Origin of the sequence: Polyangium sorediatum, assembly GCF_029946465.1 — a bacterium.
GTDB classification, from domain to species: domain Bacteria; phylum Myxococcota_A; class Polyangia; order Polyangiales; family Polyangiaceae; genus Polyangium; species Polyangium fumosum.
The window spans coordinates 1-20289 of sequence record NZ_JARZHI010000022.1; the positions used below are offsets into that span (position 1 = coordinate 1).

Annotated in this window: 18 protein-coding genes; 5 read left to right on the top strand and 13 right to left on the bottom strand. The window is 70.3% G+C overall.

Features of this window, described 5'->3' with window-relative positions; genetic code table 11:
* Positions 1–171: 171 nt before the first annotated feature.
* The 4 genes from QHF89_RS23880 to tsaB form a co-directional block, all read right to left on the bottom strand.
* Entirely contained in the window at positions 172–612 is a 441-nt protein-coding gene (locus QHF89_RS23880) for a helix-turn-helix domain-containing protein (RefSeq protein WP_136970311.1), read from the bottom strand.
* A 73-nt stretch (positions 613–685) separates the two neighbouring features.
* Positions 686–1543, bottom strand: coding sequence for a tetratricopeptide repeat protein (locus QHF89_RS23885; RefSeq protein ID WP_136927598.1), 858 nt, complete (start codon positions 1541–1543; stop codon positions 686–688).
* A gap of 286 nt (positions 1544–1829) precedes the next feature.
* Complete coding sequence (locus tag QHF89_RS23890; RefSeq protein WP_136970310.1) at positions 1830–2513, bottom strand: Crp/Fnr family transcriptional regulator; 684 nt, start codon at positions 2511–2513, stop codon at positions 1830–1832.
* 16 nt (positions 2514–2529) lie between these two features.
* On the bottom strand, positions 2530–3240 hold the full coding sequence (gene tsaB, locus QHF89_RS23895; protein ID WP_136970309.1) for a tRNA (adenosine(37)-N6)-threonylcarbamoyltransferase complex dimerization subunit type 1 TsaB: 711 nt from the start codon (positions 3238–3240) through the stop codon (positions 2530–2532).
* Between the two features lie 88 nt (positions 3241–3328).
* Here tsaB and QHF89_RS23900 point away from each other — a divergent pair, with 88 nt between their 5' ends.
* Both QHF89_RS23900 and QHF89_RS23905 read left to right on the top strand, forming a co-directional pair.
* Positions 3329–4411: a hypothetical protein gene (locus QHF89_RS23900; RefSeq protein WP_136970308.1), complete on the top strand. Its 1083-nt coding sequence runs from the start codon at positions 3329–3331 to the stop codon at positions 4409–4411.
* 53 nt (positions 4412–4464) lie between these two features.
* Positions 4465–5847, top strand: a complete 1383-nt coding sequence (locus QHF89_RS23905) for a trypsin-like peptidase domain-containing protein (protein WP_136970307.1) — start codon at positions 4465–4467, stop codon at positions 5845–5847.
* 3 nt (positions 5848–5850) lie between these two features.
* On the opposite strand, the gene QHF89_RS23910 is transcribed toward QHF89_RS23905, so the two are convergent.
* Complete coding sequence (locus QHF89_RS23910; protein ID WP_136970306.1) at positions 5851–7635, bottom strand: hypothetical protein; 1785 nt, start codon at positions 7633–7635, stop codon at positions 5851–5853.
* A gap of 52 nt (positions 7636–7687) precedes the next feature.
* Between QHF89_RS23910 and QHF89_RS23915 the strand changes: the two genes are divergently transcribed.
* From QHF89_RS23915 to QHF89_RS23925, 3 genes are read left to right on the top strand one after another with little or no spacing between them, the layout of a single operon-like run.
* A complete protein-coding gene (locus tag QHF89_RS23915; protein ID WP_136927603.1) occupies positions 7688–7921 on the top strand; it encodes a DNA gyrase inhibitor YacG in 234 nt (77 codons plus the stop codon).
* Positions 7918–8742 carry a hypothetical protein gene (locus tag QHF89_RS23920; protein WP_136970305.1) on the top strand — a complete coding sequence of 275 codons (825 nt, stop codon included), beginning with the start codon at positions 7918–7920 and terminating at the stop codon, positions 8740–8742. Before QHF89_RS23915 ends, QHF89_RS23920 begins: the two co-directional genes overlap by 4 nt.
* A gap of 4 nt (positions 8743–8746) precedes the next feature.
* Entirely contained in the window at positions 8747–9931 is a 1185-nt protein-coding gene (locus QHF89_RS23925) for a PrsW family intramembrane metalloprotease (protein ID WP_136970304.1), read from the top strand.
* A gap of 2 nt (positions 9932–9933) precedes the next feature.
* Here the strand turns inward: QHF89_RS23925 and dnaJ are convergent, their stop codons facing one another.
* The 8 genes from dnaJ to murD form a co-directional block, all read right to left on the bottom strand.
* On the bottom strand, positions 9934–11028 hold the full coding sequence (gene dnaJ / locus QHF89_RS23930; protein ID WP_136970303.1) for a molecular chaperone DnaJ: 1095 nt from the start codon (positions 11026–11028) through the stop codon (positions 9934–9936).
* Positions 11029–11146: 118 nt separating this feature from the next.
* Positions 11147–12472, bottom strand: a complete 1326-nt coding sequence (ftsZ, locus tag QHF89_RS23935) for a cell division protein FtsZ (protein WP_136970302.1) — start codon at positions 12470–12472, stop codon at positions 11147–11149.
* Positions 12473–12635: 163 nt separating this feature from the next.
* Positions 12636–13955 (bottom strand): cell division protein FtsA, encoded by a 1320-nt coding sequence (gene ftsA, locus QHF89_RS23940; protein ID WP_136970301.1) that lies wholly within the window; start codon positions 13953–13955, stop codon positions 12636–12638.
* A 112-nt stretch (positions 13956–14067) separates the two neighbouring features.
* A complete protein-coding gene (locus tag QHF89_RS23945; protein ID WP_136927609.1) occupies positions 14068–14994 on the bottom strand; it encodes a cell division protein FtsQ/DivIB in 927 nt (308 codons plus the stop codon).
* Positions 14991–16412: a UDP-N-acetylmuramate--L-alanine ligase gene (gene murC, locus QHF89_RS23950; RefSeq protein ID WP_136927786.1), complete on the bottom strand. Its 1422-nt coding sequence runs from the start codon at positions 16410–16412 to the stop codon at positions 14991–14993. The genes QHF89_RS23945 and murC overlap by 4 nt, the downstream gene beginning before the upstream one ends.
* Positions 16412–17536 (bottom strand): undecaprenyldiphospho-muramoylpentapeptide beta-N-acetylglucosaminyltransferase, encoded by a 1125-nt coding sequence (gene murG / locus QHF89_RS23955; RefSeq protein ID WP_136970300.1) that lies wholly within the window; start codon positions 17534–17536, stop codon positions 16412–16414. Before murG ends, murC begins: the two co-directional genes overlap by 1 nt.
* Positions 17533–18927, bottom strand: a complete 1395-nt coding sequence (gene ftsW / locus QHF89_RS23960; RefSeq protein ID WP_284720873.1) for a putative lipid II flippase FtsW — start codon at positions 18925–18927, stop codon at positions 17533–17535. Before ftsW ends, murG begins: the two co-directional genes overlap by 4 nt.
* Positions 18924–20285, bottom strand: a complete 1362-nt coding sequence (murD, locus tag QHF89_RS23965) for a UDP-N-acetylmuramoyl-L-alanine--D-glutamate ligase (RefSeq protein ID WP_284720874.1) — start codon at positions 20283–20285, stop codon at positions 18924–18926. Before murD ends, ftsW begins: the two co-directional genes overlap by 4 nt.
* Positions 20286–20289: the final 4 nt, after the last annotated feature.

Sequence of the window (20289 nt, forward strand, 5' to 3'; positions counted from 1 at the left end):
GTTTGGGGGGCGTCTCGGCGCCCCCCATCGGAACTAAACCAGGGGGGTTTGGGGGGCGTCTCGGCGCCCCCCATCGGAACTAAACCAGGGGGGTTTGGGGGGCGTCTCGGCGCCCCCCATCGGAACTAAACCAGGGGGGTTTGGGGGGCGTCTCGGCGCCCCCCATCGGAACTAAACCAGGGGGGTTTGGGGGGCGTCTCGGCGCCCCCCATCGGAACTCGACAGTTCAGGCGGCATATCATGCCCACGCGGCCGCATGACGATGCTCAGGGCCAGCGTGAACAGGATCAGCAGAAGCACGAAGGCCATCGCCACGCCGAAGCGTTTGCCCTGCGAACCTCCGGCCGGGGAGGCAATGGGAAGTGGCGTGACCACGGCGACGCGGCGGCTCGCAGTATACCGCGCGAGCACCTCTTCCACGGGGAGGGAGACGGCCCGCGCGTAGGCGCGCAGGAACCCCCGGACGAACACTTCACCTGGCAAATCATCGAAATGATCCGCCTCGATTCGCTCGATCGAGGGGACGGGAATGCGGGTGGCGCGGGAGACTTCCTCCACGCTCATTGCCCTCGTCTCACGGGCATGTCTCAGGTAGCGGCCGATCGACTCCATCCCTACTTCACCCGTTCATTCAATCGATTCGATTGACTCCCTTTTGCACGTTTCAAACAAGCCGCGCAAAGACTCATTGCAGCGATCCGAGTTCTGCAGCGCAACGCTTGCCGGCCACTGTCGCCGGGGCCACATCGCGGCATCGTTCGAGATCTTCCCGGGCGAGATCCTGCTGCCCGAGCTTTCCCGCCACGCGAGCGCGGGCGGCGAACCCCTCTTGGAGATTCCGACACTGAGGTTTATCCGTCTCGAGCGCTTTCGTAAAGGCCTCTCGCGCAAGCGCAAGCTCGCCTTTTTTCTCGTAGGCCAGCCCGAGCCGGTAGTTCCCTACACAAAACAGCGGCTGCGCCGCGAGAGACCGCCGAAGTGCGTCGATCGCCTCGTCGAGGCTCCCACGCGAAAGATATGCCCAGCCAAGATTTCCCCACGCCTGCTCGGGGGAAGCATAAAGAATGTCCTCGGCCAGCGGCTTGAGGACGGACACAGCTTCGTCGTACTTTTTCCGATGCACGAGAATGACGCCGAGCGCGTTCTTCGCGTCGCGCATCTCGGGCGCAGACTCGAGCGCGGCGCGCGCGTGGCGCTCCGCCTCCTCGAAACGGCAGTCCGTCGAGGTCTCGTCCGACGCGCAGAATGCCAAAAGAATGACGGTGGAAAGGTAGTGCGCGTCGGGGTTCGTCTCGTCGATCCGGAGCGAGGCCTGCGCATGGCCGAGCGCCTCGCGCAGCCGCCCCCCCTCGAACGCCTCCCGCCCGAGGTCGTACTCGGCGCGCGCCTTCGCGTCGACGCCGTCCGCGCGCTCCTGCGCGCCGCTGCACGCTGGGGCGAACGTGAGCAACACAGGGAACAAGACCGAGCAAGCGAGCGCCGCAGGGCCGCGCACCTTGCGCGACCAGACGCCCGTTTTCTTGCCCGTTTGCCCCTGGATCATGCGTCCTTAACTGTTCGGGATCCCCTTGTTCCGTCGGAGAAGGGTTCTCCCGATCCGCCCCCGGGCTCGCCCGAGGCCCAAATCCGGGCCAGGCGCCCGGGAAAACTTGGGTAACCCAGGCTGGAAGAAGCGTCAACCCGCAAAAGACGCCCTCCCCCACGCACCGAGACAAAGAAACACACGCATCCCTGGAAAGGGTGGCGTGAGGAACACAAGGCGTGTTATGCGGGGAGATTTCGCGTTGCTTTGAGGCGAAACATTCGGCCCGGAGAAGGCCGAGATCAGGTCACGCCTCGCTCGCGACTTCGTCCTTCTGACCGAGCAGGCCGTAGAGCTTTCGCAGGCCCTCGATGTCCGGGACCTCGAGCCGCTCGTCGGCGACGCGGATGTACTGGCCCTCCCGGAGCTTCTGCACGCTGCGCTTGACGGTGTCGACGTCGAGGCCCACGCGCGTCGCGAGCTCCATCGGCGAGACCGAGAAGACCGCGTTGTTGCCCCCCGACTCGCGCGTCTGCTGCGCGAGCTTGAGGAGCGCGCTCACGATCTTCGACTGCACGTCCGTCAGCATGATGAGCTCGATCTGATCCTCGGCGTCCCGCAGCCGTCGCACGAGCTGCTTGACCATGCGCGAGGCGATGCCCGCGTTGTGCTCGAGCAAGTTCTGCAGCGTCGCCTGGTCGATCGCGAGCGCGAGGCCGGACGAGAGCGCGACCGCGGTGGAGGAGCGCTCGGCGCCGGGCAAGAGGGCCGACTCGCCGAAGAGGTCGCCAGGCTTGAGCACCATCAAGCTGCGCTCGGCGCCGCGCACCTTCTTGATGAGGCGCACGCGGCCCTCCTCGAGCAGATACGCCTCCGTGCCGGGCTCGCCCTCCCGGTAGATCACCTCGCCGGGCTGGAAGCTCTTGCCGAAGCGCGCGATGAGCACACGCGCCGCCTCGGCGGCCTCGGGATCGTCGTCGAGTAGGTCCATCCGGTCGCGAGTCTACCTAGCTGGGCCCGCCCGATGCCATCGGCTTCGCGTCGGGCGGACGAACGTAAAGCGGCTCGACGTGCTCGGCGTCGAAGTCGCCGCCGGCACCGAGCCGCGCGAGCGCGACGCGCCCCACGGCCGCAGCGTCGGGCAGGTCGGTCCCGGGGGATCGGAGGACGAAGGCCTCTAGCGCCGGATCCTCGGCCGCGACCTCACCGACGACACGGAGGAGCCCGCCCGGCGGAAGGGAAGAACCCGGGCCGGCGAGCACGAGCGCGGCCACGTCGACGCGGGGCACGTGGCGCGGGGCCCAGCAGACGGCGCCGCTCGCGTCGAACGCGGCGAGGAAGAGCTCCTGCTTCTTCGCGTCGAGGGCGGCGACGACGATGTCGTGGGGCCCAGCGCGTCCGCTCGCGAAGGCGTCGGCGGCCATGGCTTCGAGCGAGCCGACGCCGGCGAGCGGCGCGCCCTGGCCGATGGCCATGCCCTTCGCCGCAGCGACGCCGACCCGGACGCCCGTGAATGAGCCGGGCCCGATGTCGCAGGCGAAGGCCTCGATCGACGCCGCGGAGACGCCGGCCGCGGCGAGGGCCTCGGCGGCGGCGAGGAAGACGCGCTCGGCGTGGCCTGCGAGATCCGTGTAGACGGACGCGCCGAGGAGCTTGCCTCCGTCGAAGACGGCCGCGCTGCCGCGAGGCGTGGAGGTGGAGATGGCGAGGAGCCTCATGTAACCTGAAGGGGACTGGGAACGTGGGCGCGCGGGCGTTGTCCTGCCTGACGGACACTACGAGCGCGAAGGCGCGAGGACAACCGGGATGGCACGCGACGGATCCAGCACGACGTGGGTGATGCAGGGAGCGGTCATCGTGTCGATCCTGGCGCACGCGTCGCTGATCGCCGCCGCCGGGCTGCGGAAGGAGCACGCGCCCGAGGAGCTCGCTCCCCCGGCGGATACGTGGGCCGGGACGACGGCCGCGCCGATCGGCGGTGAGCTGCACGAGGTGGACGTGACGGGCAGCGAGATCGGAAGCGCGCCCGCCGAACCGCCGGCGCCCGCCCCTGCCCCCGCCGCCCCGAACGAGCCGCCCGCGGCCGCCCCGAACGAGCCCGCAGAGCCGCCGCCGCCTCCGCCCAAGGTCGACCCGCCCAAGCCGAAGGCCGATCCGCCCAAGCCTAAGGAGCCCAAGGAGCCCAAGGAGCCGAAAAAGGATCCGGACGAGCCAGTCCCCCCCTCCCACGAGCCAGTCCCCCCCTCCGAGGAACGATCCCCCAGCTCCGGCGAACGATCCCCCAGCTCCGGCGAACGATCCCCCGTATCCAAAAATACACCCCCCCGCACCAAAACGACGCCCCCCGTATCCAAAGACACATCCCCCAGCTCCGGGGACCAAAATCCCCCGGGGGGATCGTCTCCGGGAGGCGGGGGCTCGTTCGGCGCAGAGGGGGCGTCCTCGGTCCGCGACCTGGGGCGGGCGTTCACGCGCGCCCTGCCGATGGCCAGCGGCTCGGACGCGACGTGGGGGAAGCTGCCGGTCGGCGGCGGCGGGTCGATCGAGGTGGCCATGATCATCAGCGAGGAGGGCAAGATCACCGGCGTCGAGCCCCTCGCGCCGAACCCGCCCGCGCACCTGCTCAAGGCCGCCAAGAACACCATGGCCCTCCTCCGCGGCGGGACCTTCGCGCTGCAAGGCGGCTCGGTCACCGCGGGCAAGCAGATCCTCCGGCTCTCGGTCGAGCTCAGCGACACGGACGCACCGGAGGATCCGAGCGGCGCTGGTGCGTTTGGCTTGGCGCATCGCTGGGAAGGCAAGCGCGGCGTGGCCTCGTTCACGCAGACGAGCGGGCGTCACGTCGAGATCACCGTCGAGTTCCTACGCGTCGAGCTCACGCGGGGCTAGAGACCCGCTGCCACGTCGCTTGCGACCCAAGGGGACGGCTCTACGTGCCGTCCATGACGTCCTCCGCGCTGGCCTTCACGCTGGGCCTGGCCCTGACCCACGGGGTCCCGGCTTGCAGCAACCGCGCCGATGCGACCACGAACGACCGCGCCTTCACGCCCACGGCGGCGGCGGCGTTGCCCCCGGCCCCGCCGGGAGAGGCGGGGGTCGCGCTCGACATCTCGACCCTCGTCGAGCACGTGCGACCGACGGTGGTGAGCATCGCGGCCACACGCGGGGCCGAGGAGCGTGGGGACCCGCAGCGCGTGCGCGCGGGCGGGACGTCACGCTCGATCGAGCGGGCGGTGGGATCGGGCTTCATCGTGAGCCCCGATGGGCTCGTCGTGACGAACGCCCACGTGGTGCACGGCGCCGAGCGCGTGCGTGTGCAGCTCTCCGACGGACGCGAGCTCGAAGCGTCGGTGCTCGGCGAGGACGAGAAGCTCGACGTGGCGCTGCTCGCGCTGCGCGGCGCGGCGGGCCTCGCGGTCGCGCAGTTCGGGACGAGCGAGGCGCTCCGCGTGGGCGACTACCTCGTGGCCATCGGGAGCCCGTTCGGCCTGCGGCACACGGTGACCTTGGGCATCGTGAGCGCGAAGGAGCGCGTGCTCGGGCTCGGGCCCTTCGATCACCTCATCCAGACCGACGCGAGCATCAACCCCGGTTCGAGCGGCGGCCCGGTCTTCGACGGGCGCGGCCGCGTCGTCGGCGTGAGCACGGTCATCCACGCGCGCGGGCAGGGCATCGGCTTCGCGATCCCGATCGACGACGTGCGCGCCGTGATCCCGGAGCTGCGCGACGCGGGGCACGTCTCGCGCGGCGTGCTCGGGGTCGCGTTCCAGGCGATCTCGCACGACCTCGCGCGCGCGCTCGCGCTGCCGGGGCCGACGGGCGCGCTCGTGACGGACGTCGAGGCGGGCGGGCCGGCGTCGAAGGTGGGCATCGAGCCGGGCGACGTGATCCTGTCGGCGGACGACGAGCCGATCGATCAGGCGGCGGAGCTCGCGCGGCTGCTCGGGCACCGCAAGCCCGGCGAGTCGATGCGGCTCTTGATCCGGCACGGCAAGGACGAGCAGGTCAAGCGCGTGGTGCTGGCGAGACCGGAGGCCGAGGAAAAACCGGCGCAGAAGCCGGAGGACGTCGGCCCGCGCAAGACCCTCGGCGTGTCGGTGAGCGACGCGCTCGGCGGCGGGGCGCGCATCGACGGGCTCGATCCGCGCGGCGCGGCCGCGGGCGAGCTCGAAGTGGGCGACGTCGTGGTGGAGGTCAACGGCCAGCCGATCGAGGACGGCGCGGACTTCCTGCGCCTGGTGGACAAGGCGAAACGGCCGGGGACGCTGCTCGTGCGGTTGCGCCGCGACGGCGAGGCGCTCTACGCGGCGGTGCGGGTGGAGTGAGGTTCAGTCGGCGGGTTCGAGTCGGCGGCGGATCGTGCGGAGCAACGCGTCGACGGCGGGCTTGTACGCGAAGGTCGGCTGCACGGGCGAGCTCACCTTCTCGGCGCAGATCGAGGCGACGACGGCCTGCGTGCCGAGCTCCTTCATGACGGCGAGCGGGCGCGTGGCGGGCACGGCGCGGGCGAAGCGTTGCGTCGCGCCGTAGCTCCCGTCGGGGGCCTGGCAGACGGGGTTCGTCGTGACGTCCGTGCCCGCGCACTCGCAGTCGGCCTGGCCCGTGCACTCCTTGGGCACGCGCAGCGGGAAGATACACGCGTACTGGAGGTCGTCGCGGGCGGTGGTCGTGCGCTCGTGGCCGTTGATGGGGTTTTCGAGCGCGCTCGCCGAGGGCGGCGCGAGCGGGATGCCCGTGCGCGGGTGGATGCCTTCGCGCGGCTCGATCGAGGCGCGCATCAGCGGATCGGCGGGCGGCTCGCCGGTCTCGGGATCGCCGAGGAGGAGCGACCAGTCGAGCTCCGTCGCCGGCAAGAGGCCCGTCGCGAGCGCCTTGGGATCCACCGCGACGTCCTGCCAAGGCACGCCGAGGATGCCGGCGAAGAAGACGAGCTCCCGCGGGCGGTCGCCGACGAAGAGCGGGTTCTTCACGAGCTCGCCGGCGCGGTTGGAGACGACGTCGCGCGCGAAGCCTTCGACGTACCGCGAGGTCGGGTAGAGGAAGTCGATGCCGAAGCGACGCTTCTGTTCGAAGCAGCGGAGGTTGAGAGGATCCTCGATCGCCGTGAAAGGCGCGCTGCATGCGGGATCGAGCTCCGTGTCGAGGCAACCGGGCGGCGTGGGCTGCGCGCACGAGACGCAGCAGGGATCGTCCGGCGTCGCGGCGCACACGCTGCGGCCGCGTGGCATGCGGAACGGCTTGCCGTTGAGGTCGGTGCCCTGGTTGACGGCGAAGTACTGGCCGCCGTCGCGCGTCGAGCAGTCGTCCTCGTCCGTGAGGAGCAGGACGGCGACGAGCGAGTCGGGGCGGAGGAAGTCCGCGCGTTGCTGGAGGAGGACGTCGTCGATGCCGCTCGGAACGGCCTTGTTGTCGACGAGCGAGATGTCGAGGTACGGCTCGGGGTCGACGAGGAAGCGGTAGATGCTCTCGAGCTGCGCCTCGAAGCCGCAGCCCTTCGTGCGGACGCCGCCCACGATCTCGGCGAGCTTCGCGCCGAGCGCGCCGAGATCCGCGTCGCCCGGGGGGTTCGACGCCTGGCCCGGATCCCACGCGAGGAAGCCCTTGTTCTCCCAGGTGGGCACGGCGCCGCCGCTCGCCGCGCGGGTGAGCAGCCGCGCGCGATCGTTGGCGCTCGGGTCGAACGTGCTGCTCGCCGGGCTGCAGATGTCCGCGCCGTGGCCGCCGATGCTCGTGGAGATCACGCCGATGTGGATGTCCCTGACAGGCGCGAAGTCCCGCACACCAACGGGACAAGGCGCCTCGGGGCTCGCCGTCTCGGAGACGATGGTGCCGAAGCCGTTCACGCACGCGGGGCGCGTGAGCCTGTCGAGCAGGTAAGGCAACGTCTCGACGAGCAGGCCTTGCGCGGCGTCGAGGTTCCGGGAGTTGTCCACGACGAGCAGCAGATCGAGCTTGTCTGCGCGCGCCGCCGCGGGGGGCGGACCCGTGTCGATCGGCGGGACGGAAACATCGTCTCCGCCTTCGAGGGTGGTCTCGAGGTCTGCACGACCCGCACATCCGAAAGGCAGCGCCGCGGTGAGCACGAATGCCGCGGCTCGGTTCCACGAGCGCATGATGCCCCCGAGGCTACATGGTCGCCCGGGAGGCTGCTACGTTAGCGCCATCATGGGAGCATCCTCCCGACCGACTTGCCCGCAGTGCGGCCGCGAGGCCGTGCTCGGGCCCGAAAACCCCGCGCGGCCCTTCTGCTCGGCCCGGTGCAAGGTGCTCGACCTGGAGCGCTGGCTCACGGGTGCCTACCGTGTCCCCGGCCCACCGGTCGACACGAGCATGCTGGAGGGCGAGGGGACGCGCAGGGAGGACGATCCCGACGAACCGAAGGGAGACGAAGAAACGTGACGACGAAACGCACGACCCGGCTTGCCGGGATCACGCTCGCCTCCGCGGTCTTGCTCGTATCCTTGGCCTACGTACGGACCGCAGACGCACAGGACATGTCGGCCGGAGGGCTCTCGCCGCCGCCCCCGATGGCGCCCTCGGCGAGCCAGGCGCCGGCCGCCTCGGAGACGTCGCAAGACCTCGACGACGCGAAGAAGGGCGACTCGGGCCGCGGCCTCGAGTGGGTGTACCTGGAGGCCGAAGGCGGCTTCCAGCACGTGGGTCTCCGGACCTTCAACATCGACGAGCAGAGCTTCAGCGCGGGGTTCATCGAAACGCAGGCGAACGGCCCGGTGATCGGCGCGGGGCTCGGCCTGCGGCTCGTGTTCATCACGATCGGCGCGCGCGGCCGCGTGGGCTTCTTCAACACGTGGGACCTCTTCAGCGTCGGCGGCGAGATCGGCCTGCACCTGCCGCTCGGCAACCTGGAGCCGCACTTCGAACTCGGCGGCGGCTACACGGCGCTCGGCAGCTTCAAGAGCGCGCTCCAGAGCGGCGCGGCGGCGACGGCCCTGGAGAACACGCAGGTCCACGGGTTTTACGTGCGCGGCCAGGCCGGGCTCGACTACTACATCACGCCCATGTTCACGCTCGGCGTGAGCGCGAGCGCCGAGGTCCTCGGCCTCACGCGCCCGGGGCTCGATCCCTCGAAGGTCACGGAGATCCAGGGCGATCCGAACCTCACGACCCTCGAACGAGCACGCGCGGAAGTGCTCAAGGTCGAGGGGTCGAGCTACGGTGCCGCGGTCACCGGCTCCGCCGTGCTGGGGCTCCACTTCTAGAACGTTGCTCGCCCTCCAGATCCTCCTCGGCCTGCTCGCGCTCGCAGCGCCCGTCGCGCTGTACGTGGGGTTCGCCTCGCGCGACACGCTCCGCCCCTCGAGCCCGCGCTCGGTCGTGGCGACGTTCGCGCTCGGCATGCTCGCGTGCGTCCCGGCGGAGCTCTGCGAGCGCGCGCTCACGGGCGTGCTCGGGCCGCGCAAGCTCGGCGTGGGGATCGATCTCGCGGCGCTCGTGTACGCTTACCTCGTGGCCGCGCCGCTCGAAGAGGCGCTCAAGGTCGCGGCCGCGACGCCCGCGTTCCGCCTGCGCGTGGGGCAACATCGGCCGATCGACGCGATCTCGTACGCGGCGGCCGCGGCGCTCGGGTTCATGACGCTGAAGAGCGCGTTGTTCCTGATCGGCCTTCCGTTCTCGCTCATCGCGCCGGCACGCACGGCGCTGACGACGCTCGCGGCGACGTGCCTCGCGACGTGGTGGGGCTTCGCGCTCGGCCGGGATGGCCAGGGCCGCATGGGCGGCGGCTGGTTCAACGCGGCCTGGGCCCTCGCCACGGCCGGCAACGCGATCGCGCACCACGTCGCGTTTGCCCGGGGGCCGGCGTCGTTGCTCGCGACGATCCCGATCCTCGTGGTCGCCGGCGTCCTCGCCTGGATCGGCGTCCGCGACGTGCTCCAGCGGAGCGCGGAGGCGGGGAAGGTCGAGCCACGCGAGCGCGAGCACGAGCCGAAGAAGCCGCGCCTCTTGCCGCTCGCGCCGCCGTCGCTCCGGGCGATGCGCGAGGCGCTCCGGCGCTCGGAGCGGCCCCTCTCGTTTTTCTGGATCGGCCTCGGCATGCTCGTGACGACGGGCATGATCACGGCGATGCTCGTGGGCGCGGTGCTGCTCGGGCGAAGGCTCGGCTTCGAGTTCGCGTCGATCGATCGCGACGCGTCGAACGCCGTCGCGCCGCTCCTCCTCCTGGCGAGCGCGGCGCTGCTCTCGTTCCTGTTCGCGGGGTGGATCGTGGCGCGCGCGTCGGCGGCGCGGAGCGTGCTCGAACCGGCGATCAGCGCGCTCCTGGCGATCGTCGGGACGATCGTGCTGCTCGGGCTCGCGGCGCCGGTGGCGGTGGTGATCGCGCTCGCGTGCGCGCCGCTCGCGTTCGCGCTGGCTTGTCTCGGGGCTTGGCTCGGGCTGTCGGACGCGTAGGTCTACGCGGAGGCGGTCTCGTTCTCGTGGCCGAGCTCGGCTTGAAGCTCCTTCAAGAGCTCCTGCGCGCGGGCCGAAATCTGCTTCGGCACCTGCACCTGCACGACGACCTGGAGCGAGCCGCGGCCGCGGCCGTCGACGCGCGGCATGCCCTTGCCGCGCACGGTGATCACCTCGCCGGGCTGCGTGCCGGCGGGGATGTCGATGCTGACTTTGCTCTCGTCGGGCAGCTCGATCTCGGACGTGCCGCCGAGCGTCGCACTGGCGAACGACACGAGCGCGCGCGTGACGAGGTCGGCGCCGTCGCGCTCGAAGCGCTCGTCTTGCTGGAGGTCGACGTCGACGTAGAGGTCGCCGGGCGGACCGCCGAGCGCGCCGGGCATGCCTTGTCCGGGCACGCGGAGGCGCTGGCCGGCGTCGATACCGGCCGGGAAGTTCACGACGACCTTGCGCGACTTCTCGACCGCGCCGGCGCCGTTGCACGAAGGACACGGCGTCTTCACGACCGTGCCTTCGCCGCGGCACTCGGGGCACGTCTGCGTGAACATGACGAACCCGCGCGCCGTCGACACCTGCCCGGCGCCTTCACACACGCCGCACGTCTTGCGCTTCGTGCCGGGCTTGGCGCCGCTGCCCTGACACTCCTCGCAGGCGACGGGCGTCCGCAGCACGACCTCGCGCTTCGTGCCCGTCATCGCCTCGCGCAGCGTGAGGCGTTGCTCGACGCGGAGGTCTTGCCCGCGCGCCGGGCCGCGCGAACGACGTTGCCCGCCGCCGGCGAACCCACCGCCGCCGAACCCGCCGAACAGCTCCGAGAAGATGTCCTGGAAGTGCGTGAAGATGTCCTGGCCGCCCATGTCGGGCATGCCCTCGACACCGGCGTGACCGTAGCGGTCGTACCGCGCGCGCTTCTGGTCGTCGGACAAGACCTGATAGGCCTCGGTGGCTTCCTTGAAGCGCGCCTCGGCCTCCTTGTCGCCCGGGTTCCGGTCGGGGTGGTTCTTGAGGGCAGCGGCCCTGTACGCTTTGCGGAGCTCGTCGGTCGAAGCTTCCTTCGACAGCCCGAGAACCTCGTAATAATCCCGTTTTTGGCTCATGATCGCGGCGACCGGGGCGGCGGCCGCACAGGCCGCAAGGCCGTGAGACGATAAGTCGCCCCTAGGGGCTGTCAACCAAGCCAGCGCACCCGGCTTGGCCAGCCCCCCCTATCCGGATTTACTGACCCCGGCGCTGGAACGCCGGCGTATCCCAGTCTGCGTCGAGCGGCGGAACGAACGTCGCGCGCTCACGCGAGGGCGTCCCCGAGGCGCCCGACGCGAGTGAGGCCGGGGCCGGCTGCTGGGCAGGCGCGCCACGACCGCCGCGCACCGTGTAGGCCGGCTCCTCGCGCTGCGGCTGCGGCATGCTGCGCTGCGGCGCCGAGAGCGGCGGCGGGTTCGAGCGCGAGCCCCCGCCCGTGAGGGCGCCCGAGAGCGCGCTCGAGAGCGACGGCGCTGTCGAGATCGGCATCGCCTGCGGCGTCCGCGCCCCCGGCATCATCGCGCCCGAAGCTGCTTGCGCGGCGTCGGAGACGTTCATGTCGAAGCCCGTCGCGATGACGGTGACCTTGATCATGTCGCCCATCGTCTCGTCGATGGTCGCGCCGAAGATGATGTTCGCGTCCTCGTGCGCCTGCTCCTGCACGAGCGTCGCGGCTTCCTCGATCTCGCGCATGCGCATGTCGGGACCGCCGACGACGTTGATGAGCACGCCCATCGCGCCCTCGACCGAGATGTCGTCGAGCAGCGGCGAGGTGATGGCCATCTCGGCGGCGAGGCGCGCGCGGCCCTGGCCCTTGGCGCAGCCCGTGCCCATGAGCGCGCGGCCCATGTTGCTCATGACCGTCTTCACGTCGGCGAAGTCGACGTTGACGATGCCGTTCTGCGTGATGAGGTCGCTGATGCCCTTGATCGCCTGGTAGAGCACCTCGTCGGCCTTGCGGAAGGCGTCCACGAACGAGAGCTCCTCATCGCCGAGCGTCAGGAGCTTCTGGTTCGGGATCGTGATGAGCGTGTCGACGTGCTCGGCGAGCATGGCGAGGCCGAGCTCGGCGCGACGCGCCCGCTGCTTGCCCTCGAAGAAGAAGGGCTTCGTCACGACGCCGACGGTGAGGCAACCTTCCTCGCGAGCGAGCTGCGCGATCACCGGCGCCGCGCCCGTGCCCGTGCCGCCGCCCATGCCGGCGGTCACGAAGACCATGTCGGCGCCCTGGATCAGCTCCTTCAGGCGTTGCACGTCCTCGAGCGCCGCTTTGCGGCCCTTCTCGGGATCGGCGCCCGCGCCGAGGCCACGGGTGACGTTCGAGCCGATGTGCACCTTGATCGGCGCGATGCTCGCCGACAGCGCCTGGGCGTCGGTGTTCACGACCTGGAACTCGACCCCTTCGAGGCCGAAGTTGATCATCGTGTTGACGGCATTGCCGCCCGACCCGCCACAGCCGATCACCTTGATCCGGGCGTCGTAGCCCGCGTGCTCATCGGCAAACTCGATGGAGAAACTCATGAAACGCCTCCCGGGATTTCTTTCCGGCCGCTCGGGGCCAAGGGAGCCTCGCCTGCTCCCAGGGCGACTCCATGGGGTGCCTCTCCCCCATGAAACCGCCTATCAATCACTCACGCTTCGCTATCTCGACTTCGTTTTACGAAATTTACCCTCGTGCGTCAGCTCAGAAAGCTGCGCGCAACCAATTCCAGAACCGACCGCCTTGCCGTTTTTCGACGACCGGATCCTCGGAGAGGTCTCGTCGATCCGGCCTCGAAGGCGCCGTCACGCGCGGCGCAGTCTGGCGCGGCGGCGGCTGCGACTCCACGACGACGCGCGGCTCGCGCGCCTCGCGAAGCTGGTTCGCTCCGTAGTGGAGCAACCCCACGCCCGTTGCATATTGCGGGCCCGCCACGAGCTGCGTGATTCCACGCATCCCGACCGGTACGCCGAGACGAACCGGCATACCCAGGATCTCCTCGGCGAATTCGCTCATGCCTTCCATGAGCACCGCGCCGCCCGTCAGAACCGCGCCCGCCGCGAGCTGATCGAGCAGGCCCGCGTCCTCGATGCGCTTGCGGATCACCGCGAAGATCTCCTCGATCCGCGGCTCGATGATGTCCGAAAGCACCCGGCGGGGCACCTTGCGCGGCGGATGCCCGCCGACGCCCGGCACCTCGACCTCCTCGTCGTCCGCGACCATCCGTCCGAGCGCGCAGCCGAAATTGCGCTTCAGCCGCTCCGCCTCGGCCATCGGCGTGCGCAGGCCCGCCGCGAGATCCGCTGTCACGTTGTTTCCGCCCGCCGGAATGACGCTCGCATGCGCGATTCCGCCGTCCACGTAAATCAGCAAATCCGTCGTACCGCCGCCGATATCGATCACGGCGACGCCGATCTCTTTTTCGTCCTCGGAGAGAACGGCTTCGGCGCTCGCGAGCGGCTCGAGGACCACGTCCGCCACGGTCAATCCGCAGCGCTCCGCGCAACGGACCACGTTTTGCACGCAGGACGTCGCGGCCGTGATGAGGTTCACCTTCACGCCGAGGCGAACGCCGCTCATTCCCACGGGATCACGAATACCGTCCTGGTTGTCGACGGTGAACTCGCGCGGCAAGGCATGCAGGATCTGCCGATCGGCGTCGATCGGAATGGCGCGCGCGCCTTCGAGGACACGCGTCACGTCGACGTCCGTCACCTCGCCGCCGCCCACCGCGACCACGCCGTCCGAGGACTGGCCGCGGATGTGGTTGCCGGCGACGCCTGCATACACCGTGCGAATCTCGACGCCGGCCATCGTCTGCGCGGCCTCGATGGCCTCCGCGATCGACCGGACCGTCCAGTCGATGTTCGCCACGATGCCTTTTCGCAGCCCGCGGCACGGGACGTTGCCCACGCCGAGGATGGTGATCCCATCGGCGTCGACCTCGCCGACGACGGCAGACACCTTCGTCGTCCCGATGTCGAGACCAACGACAATCTCGCTCTGCTCCATCCTGCTCTTCATTCGCATCCACCCGATACGGAGGCCGTGCGCCTCGCGAAGCAGGGCGACGCTGACATGGCGAGCGGAGGCTGGCCAAATTTCGAGAACGACAACGAGCACGAGACGCGGCAGTTCATCGCATCCTCACGACGACCCGCTCGGGGTGCGCTTCGTTGTCCAGGAAGATCACCGAGGGATTCGCCTTGCGCTTGGCGAGCTCCATCAGAACGCGCGCGGCCTGCTCGATCTTCTCGCGAAACCGCGTCTGGCCCAGGTAAAGCGAGATGGCGTCCTTGCCGATCGTCATGACGATCGTGCCGTCGCGCTCCAGGTGGACCTCCTGGATCGGGTAGCGCTTGCTGATGCCCGCCCGATCCATGTCCTCGACCACGTCGAGCGCGCGGCGCAGCGCGTTGACGACGCCGGGACGGTCCGCCGCGACCTTTTCGGGCGTGATGCCGGTCACGACGGGCAGATCGATCGGGTCGCCGTCGGCGACGCGCTTGAACGGGTCGCCGTCGCGCGTGACGAGGTAGAGCTCGCCGCCGATCGTGGCCACGGCCCAGGCCTCGCGCTCGACGACCGTGATGCGCACGGTGGACGGGAGCGTGCGCGTCACCTGGGCCCTCTCGACCCAGGGCTCGGTGGTGATGGCGGCGCCCGCCGTCTCCAGGTCGAGCGCGAAGATGTTGTGGCCCACGGTGACGCCGCCCGCGCCGGCGACCTGCTCGGCCGGCAAGCGGCGGTTTCCATCGACGAGCACCGTGCGGATCGCGAAGCGCGGGCTCGTCATGATGTACCGGCGCGCGCCCCAGGCGACCGCGACCGAGGCCGAGAGGACCACCATCACGCCGAGGAAGAGCGAGAGCGCGCGCGGGAGCTTCGGCCGCGGGAGCGAAAGGCGCGGCTTGGCCTTGGGCTTCGGCGGGCGGATCGTGCTCGTCGTGGCCCCGGGCGGCGGCGGCGAGTCGTGCTGCGGCTCCGGGTCTTTTGGAGCAGCAACGATCGGCGGCGTCGAGGGCTTCTTCAGCCGGCGGTTCGGGGGCAGCGTGTCGCTCATGGACCGCCCTCCCGGCTCGCGGGCGGAGGCTCGGTGACGCCGTCGAGGCGCGCACGCAGGCCCTTCAGCATGTTGTTGATGTCGCCCGCGCCGAGGGCGATGACCACGTCGCCGGGGCGCGTGACCTTCGCGAGGACCTCAGGCAAATCGGCCTTGTTCGGCACGTACGTGGCGTCGTGATGGCCGTGCTCGCGGATCGACTGCACGAGCCGCTCGGCGTTCACGCCGGGCATCGGCGCCTCGCCCGCGGGGTAGATGTCCGTGACGAAGAGGACGTCCGCGAGGTTGAAGGCGCGCGTGAAGTCATCGAAGAGATCCTTCGTGCGCGTGTAGCGGTGCGGCTGGAACGCGACGACGATGCGGTGCGCGTCGTCGGGATACGCGCGGCGCGCGGCCTCGATCGTGGCGCGGATCTCGGCCGGGTGATGGCCGTAGTCGTCGACGAGCGTGACGCCCTGGTGCACGCCGACGACCGTGAAGCGACGCGCGACGCCGCCGAACGTGGCGAGGGCTTGCTTCGTGACGTCGAGCGGGACTTCGAGCTCGTCGGCGACGGCGATCGTCGCGAGGCAGTTGAGCACGTTGTGCGCGCCGGGCATCTTCACGGTGAAGCCGCCGAGCGGCTGGCCCCGGCGATACGCGTTGAAGCTCGTCTCCAGGCCGCGGAACTGGATGCCACGCGCGCAGTAGTCCGCGTGCGGCGAGACGCCGTAGGTGACGTGGCGGCGCGGGATGCGCGGCAGGATGTCCTGCACGTGGGGGTGATCGAGGCAGAGCACGGCGAGGCCGTAGAAGGGCACGCGCGCGGCGAACTCGATGAACGCGTCCTTGATCTTCTCGTGCGTGCCGTAGTGATCGAGGTGCTCGGGGTCGATGTTCGTGACCACGGCGATGGTGGGCGTCAGGCGCAGGAACGAGCCGTCGCTCTCGTCGGCCTCGGCGACGAGCAGATCCCCGGCGCCGAGGCGCGCGTTCGAGCCGAGCGCGGCCATCTTGCCGCCGACGACGACCGTCGGATCGAGGCCGGCGTGCCGGAGGACCGTGGCGACGAGCGAGGTCGTCGTGGTTTTTCCGTGCGAACCCGCGATGGCCACGCCGTACTTCACGCGCATCAGCTCGGCGAGCATCTCGGCGCGGCCGATGACGGGGATGCCGAGGGCGCGGGCCTCGACAAGCTCGGGGTTGTCCGCGCGGATCGCGCTCGAATACACGACGACGTCGACGCCGCGGACGTTCTCGGCGCGGTGGCCGATGTCGATGCGCACGCCGAGCGAGGCGAGGCGCTGGGTCGTGGAGCCGCTCTTCACGTCGGAGCCCGAGACGTCGAACTCGAGCGAGCGGAGGATCTCCGCGAGGCCGCTCATGCCGACGCCGCCGATGCCCACGAAGTGAATGTGCCGGACGCGCCCGCGGAACATCATGCCGTCTTTCCCCGGGCCTTCTCCCGGTGTTTCGATTCCCGCAAACGCGCGAGCTCGAGCAGATCTGCCGCCACGGCCTTCGCCGCGTCGGGCGCGCCGATCTCGGCCGCGGCGCGCGCCATGGAAGCGCGCCGCTCGGGCGAGCTCGCGAGCGCGCGGATCTCGGATGCGACCCGATCGGCCGTGGCGTCGGTCTGCGGCAGCGCGACGGCCGCGCCGCGCTTCTCCAGCGAGCGCGCGTTCTTGAGCTGATGATCGTCGGCCGCGAAGGGATACGGGACGAGGATCGCGGGGCGGCCGACGGCGCAGAGCTCGGCGAGCGTGGAGGCGCCGGCGCGGGCGATCACGAGGTCGGCCGAGGCGAGCGCGCGGGCCATGTCGTCGATGAACGGGACGACCTCGGCGGCACCGGACAAACCGAGCGACTCGTAGAGCGCGCGTGCCTCGGCCTCGCGCTCGCGGCCCGTCTGGTGGACGACGCGCAGGCCCGGGACCTGGTTCACGACCTGGGAAATCGCGCGCGGCACGGTCTCGTTCAAGGCCTTGGCGCCCTGGCTGCCGCCGAGGACGAGGATCGAAAGTTGGTCCTTCTGGACCTCGTACGGCGCGGGCGCGAAGGCCTTGCGCAGGGGCACGCCGAGGCGGCGCACGATGCTCGGCCGGAAGAACCGATCGACCTCGGGGAACGTGGTGTAGGCGCGCACGGCGAACGGCGCGAGCAGGCGGTTCGACAGGCCCATCACGCTGTTCGGTTCGAGCACGGTGACGGCGACACCGAGCGTGCGCGCCGCGAAGCAGACGGGGCCGCCCGCGTACCCGCCCACGGAGAGGACGGCCGAAGGCCCGAGGCGACGGACGAGATCCCGCGCGGCGGGGATCGAGGCCGCGGCGTGCTGCGCGCCCTTCAGGAACCCGGACAAACCGCCGCCGCGCAGGGGCAGGATGTCGAGGAGCTCGAGCTCGCCGCCTTGCTCGGGCACGACGCGTGCTTCGAGGCCGCGCGCGGTGCCGACGTAGACGACACGCGCCGAAGGGTCGGAAGCGCGAACCGCTTCGCCCACCGCGAGCATCGGGAAGACGTGGCCGCCCGTGCCGCCACCTGCGAGAAGAAGGGTCGTCACGCGCTCGCTCCCTCCGCGGCCGCGGCCCCGTCCTGGGCCTCCGTCGCGATGAGGGCCGACGCGCTCGGCGCGCCCTCGCTCGTGCGCACGGGCGCGGGTTTGTCTTTCGGAACTTCGTTCGTCCGCGGACGGCTGACGCTGAGCAGGACGCCCGCGCCGGCGGCATTCACGAGCAGCGACGAGCCGCCGTAGCTCATGAACGGCAGCGTGAGGCCCTTCGTCGGCAGGATGGCCATGGCGACGGCGAGGTTGACGAGCGCCTGCACACCGAAGAGCGTGGCGATGCCGAACGCGAGGAAGCTGCCGTAGTCGTCGTGCGCTTCGAGCGCGATCTTCACGCCGCGCGAGACGATGACGAGGTACGCGGTGACGAGGCCGAGGATGCCGAGGAAGCCGAGCTCCTCGCCGATGATCGCGCTGATGAAGTCCGTGTGCGCCTCGGGCAGGTAGAGCACCTGCAGGCCCTTGCCGAGGCCGAGCCCGGTCCACCCGCCGGAGCCGAAGCTCATGACGGACTGGAACGGCTGATAGGCGAGGTCCTGGCGGTGGTTGTCCATGTCGATGAACGCCAGGTAACGCCGATAGCGGTAGTCGCTGAAGGCCACGAGCGCAGCGGCGCCCATGCCGAGCAGGGCCGTGAACGCTGCGATGTACGGCAGGCGCGCGCCCGCCACGAAGAGCAGCGTGAACGTGAGGAACAAGAGCACGACGGCGCTGCCGAAGTCGGGCTGCTTCAAGAGCAGCATGATGAGGAAACCGACGACGATCAGGTGCGGCAAGAAGCCCACGGAGAAGCTCTTGATCGTGTCGGCCTTCTTCGAGAGCGAGTACGCGAGCCAGAGGACGATGCCGAGCTTGGCGGTCTCCGCTGGCTGGATGTGCACGGGGCCGATCGCGATCCAGCGGTAGGCGTTGCCGGCCTTGTGGCCGAGGCCGAGGATCGTCAGGCCCAGCATGAGCGTGACCGCGACGAGAACCGGGTACGTGAAGGGCTTGAGCTTGCGGTAGTCGAAGCGGCTCACGAGCCACATCGTGAAGAGCGCGACGAGCGCGTAGACGCCCTGGCGCTTCAGGAAGAACTGCGCGTCGTGGTACTTCACGGTCGCTTCGATCGCGCTCGCGCTGTAGACCATGACGACGCCGAAGCCGACGAGCGCGATGACCACGGCCGCGAGCACCGAGTCGACGGGGCCGGCCTTGCTCGACCGCAGGAGCGCGGTGACGCCGTTGCCGGGGCCGGCGCTCTCCTTGCGCGGCGCGCGCGACTCGTTCTTCGGCGGCGCGGGCGGCGGATCGCTCGGCGGAAGGAGGCGGTTCTTCGGCGGGGGCGCGCTCGAATGGCGGCGCTCGCCGATCGCATGGTTGCCCGAGAGGACGGCGCTGCTGCTCACGACCGAACCTCCAGCATGGACTGGACCGCCTGGGCAAATTGGTCGCCGCGATCCTTGTAGTCGCGGAACATGTCGAAGCTCGAACAGGCAGGGCTGAGCAGGACGGCGTCGCCGGGCTTGGCGAACCTTCGCGCGACGCAGACCGCCTCGACCATCGACGAGGCACGCGCGATCGCGATCGCGCCCCGGGCGGCAGCCTCGATGCGATCGGCCGCCTCGCCGATGAGCACGAGGGCGCGCCCTTTCTGGCGAAGCGCGTCGACGAGCGGCTCGTACGCGCCGAGCTTGTCCTTGCCGCCTGCGATGAGGACGGCCTTGTCTTCAGTGAGGCCACGCAACGCGGCGACCGAGGCGCCGACGTTCGTGCCCTTCGAGTCGTCGTAGTAACGGACGCCGTCGATCACGCCGACGAGCACGGTGCGATGGCCGAGGCCGCGGAAGGTGCGGACGGCGCGCGAAAGCCATGAATCCGCGCTGTCGTCGAAGGGCACGTCGAACGCGGCGACGACGCCAAGCGCCGCGCACGCGTTCTCGACGTTGTGCTTGCCGGCGATCTGGAGCGCGTCGAGCGGGAAGCTGTGCCACGCGTCGCGATGCACGATCGATCCGCCGACGGGGCGCACGGTGGCGGCCTCGTCGGTCGCGCTGAACGTGACCACACGCGCGCCGCCGCGGGCGGCTTGCTTCGCGCAGAGCGCATCGCCGTGCGGGATCACGGCCGTGTCCGCGGGGCCCATGTTGACGAAGGGATTTCCCTTCGCGTCGGCGTAGGCCTCGAAGCTCGGGTACCGATCGAGGTGATCGTCGGTGATGTTCAGGAGCGCATGGGCGCGCGCGTGAAGCGTCGGCACGCGTTCGGCCTGAAAGCTCGAAATCTCAAGGACGATCGCGTCGAACGATTGCCCCACGACCTCGGCGAGCGGCGTGCCGAAGTTGCCGCCGATGAACACCTTCTTCCCCGCCGCTTCGAGCATCGCGTGCACGAGAGCGGTCGTCGTGCTCTTGCCGTTCGTCCCGCCGATCAGCGCGATGGGCGTGCCCGCGAAGAACCGCGCCGCGAGCTCCAGCTCGCCGATGACCTCGCCGCCCGCCTTCTCGAACGCTTCGAGCGCGGGGAACGAGGGCACGCCCGGTGAGATCACGACGAGGTCGACCCCATCGAAGAGCGAGTTCGGGTGCCCGCCCGTGGCGAGCGTCACGCCCGCGGCTTCGAGGGTGAGCGCCTCCTTGGACAAACGTTCGCGCGGGGCCGCGTCGGTCGCCGTGACGCGCGCGCCTTTCTCCAGGCAGAGCCGCGCCGCGGCCACGCCGCTGCGGCCGAGCCCGATCGTCAGGATCTTTTGACCTGCAAGATCCATCGGC

Coding starts and splice junctions, on each gene's coding strand:
- murD (WP_284720874.1), bottom strand. CDS start 20,285: ATGGATCTTGCAGGTCAAAAGATCCTGACGATCGGGCTCGGCCGCAGC.
- QHF89_RS23900 (WP_136970308.1), top strand. CDS start 3,329: ATGGCACGCGACGGATCCAGCACGACGTGGGTGATGCAGGGAGCGGTC.
- ftsZ (WP_136970302.1), bottom strand. CDS start 12,472: ATGAGTTTCTCCATCGAGTTTGCCGATGAGCACGCGGGCTACGACGCC.
- QHF89_RS23910 (WP_136970306.1), bottom strand. CDS start 7,635: ATGCGCTCGTGGAACCGAGCCGCGGCATTCGTGCTCACCGCGGCGCTG.
- QHF89_RS23880 (WP_136970311.1), bottom strand. CDS start 612: ATGGAGTCGATCGGCCGCTACCTGAGACATGCCCGTGAGACGAGGGCA.
- murC (WP_136927786.1), bottom strand. CDS start 16,412: ATGTTCCGCGGGCGCGTCCGGCACATTCACTTCGTGGGCATCGGCGGC.
- ftsA (WP_136970301.1), bottom strand. CDS start 13,955: ATGAAGAGCAGGATGGAGCAGAGCGAGATTGTCGTTGGTCTCGACATC.
- QHF89_RS23945 (WP_136927609.1), bottom strand. CDS start 14,994: ATGAGCGACACGCTGCCCCCGAACCGCCGGCTGAAGAAGCCCTCGACG.
- QHF89_RS23915 (WP_136927603.1), top strand. CDS start 7,688: ATGGGAGCATCCTCCCGACCGACTTGCCCGCAGTGCGGCCGCGAGGCC.
- tsaB (WP_136970309.1), bottom strand. CDS start 3,240: ATGAGGCTCCTCGCCATCTCCACCTCCACGCCTCGCGGCAGCGCGGCC.
- QHF89_RS23885 (WP_136927598.1), bottom strand. CDS start 1,543: ATGATCCAGGGGCAAACGGGCAAGAAAACGGGCGTCTGGTCGCGCAAG.
- dnaJ (WP_136970303.1), bottom strand. CDS start 11,028: ATGAGCCAAAAACGGGATTATTACGAGGTTCTCGGGCTGTCGAAGGAA.
- QHF89_RS23890 (WP_136970310.1), bottom strand. CDS start 2,513: ATGGACCTACTCGACGACGATCCCGAGGCCGCCGAGGCGGCGCGTGTG.
- QHF89_RS23905 (WP_136970307.1), top strand. CDS start 4,465: ATGACGTCCTCCGCGCTGGCCTTCACGCTGGGCCTGGCCCTGACCCAC.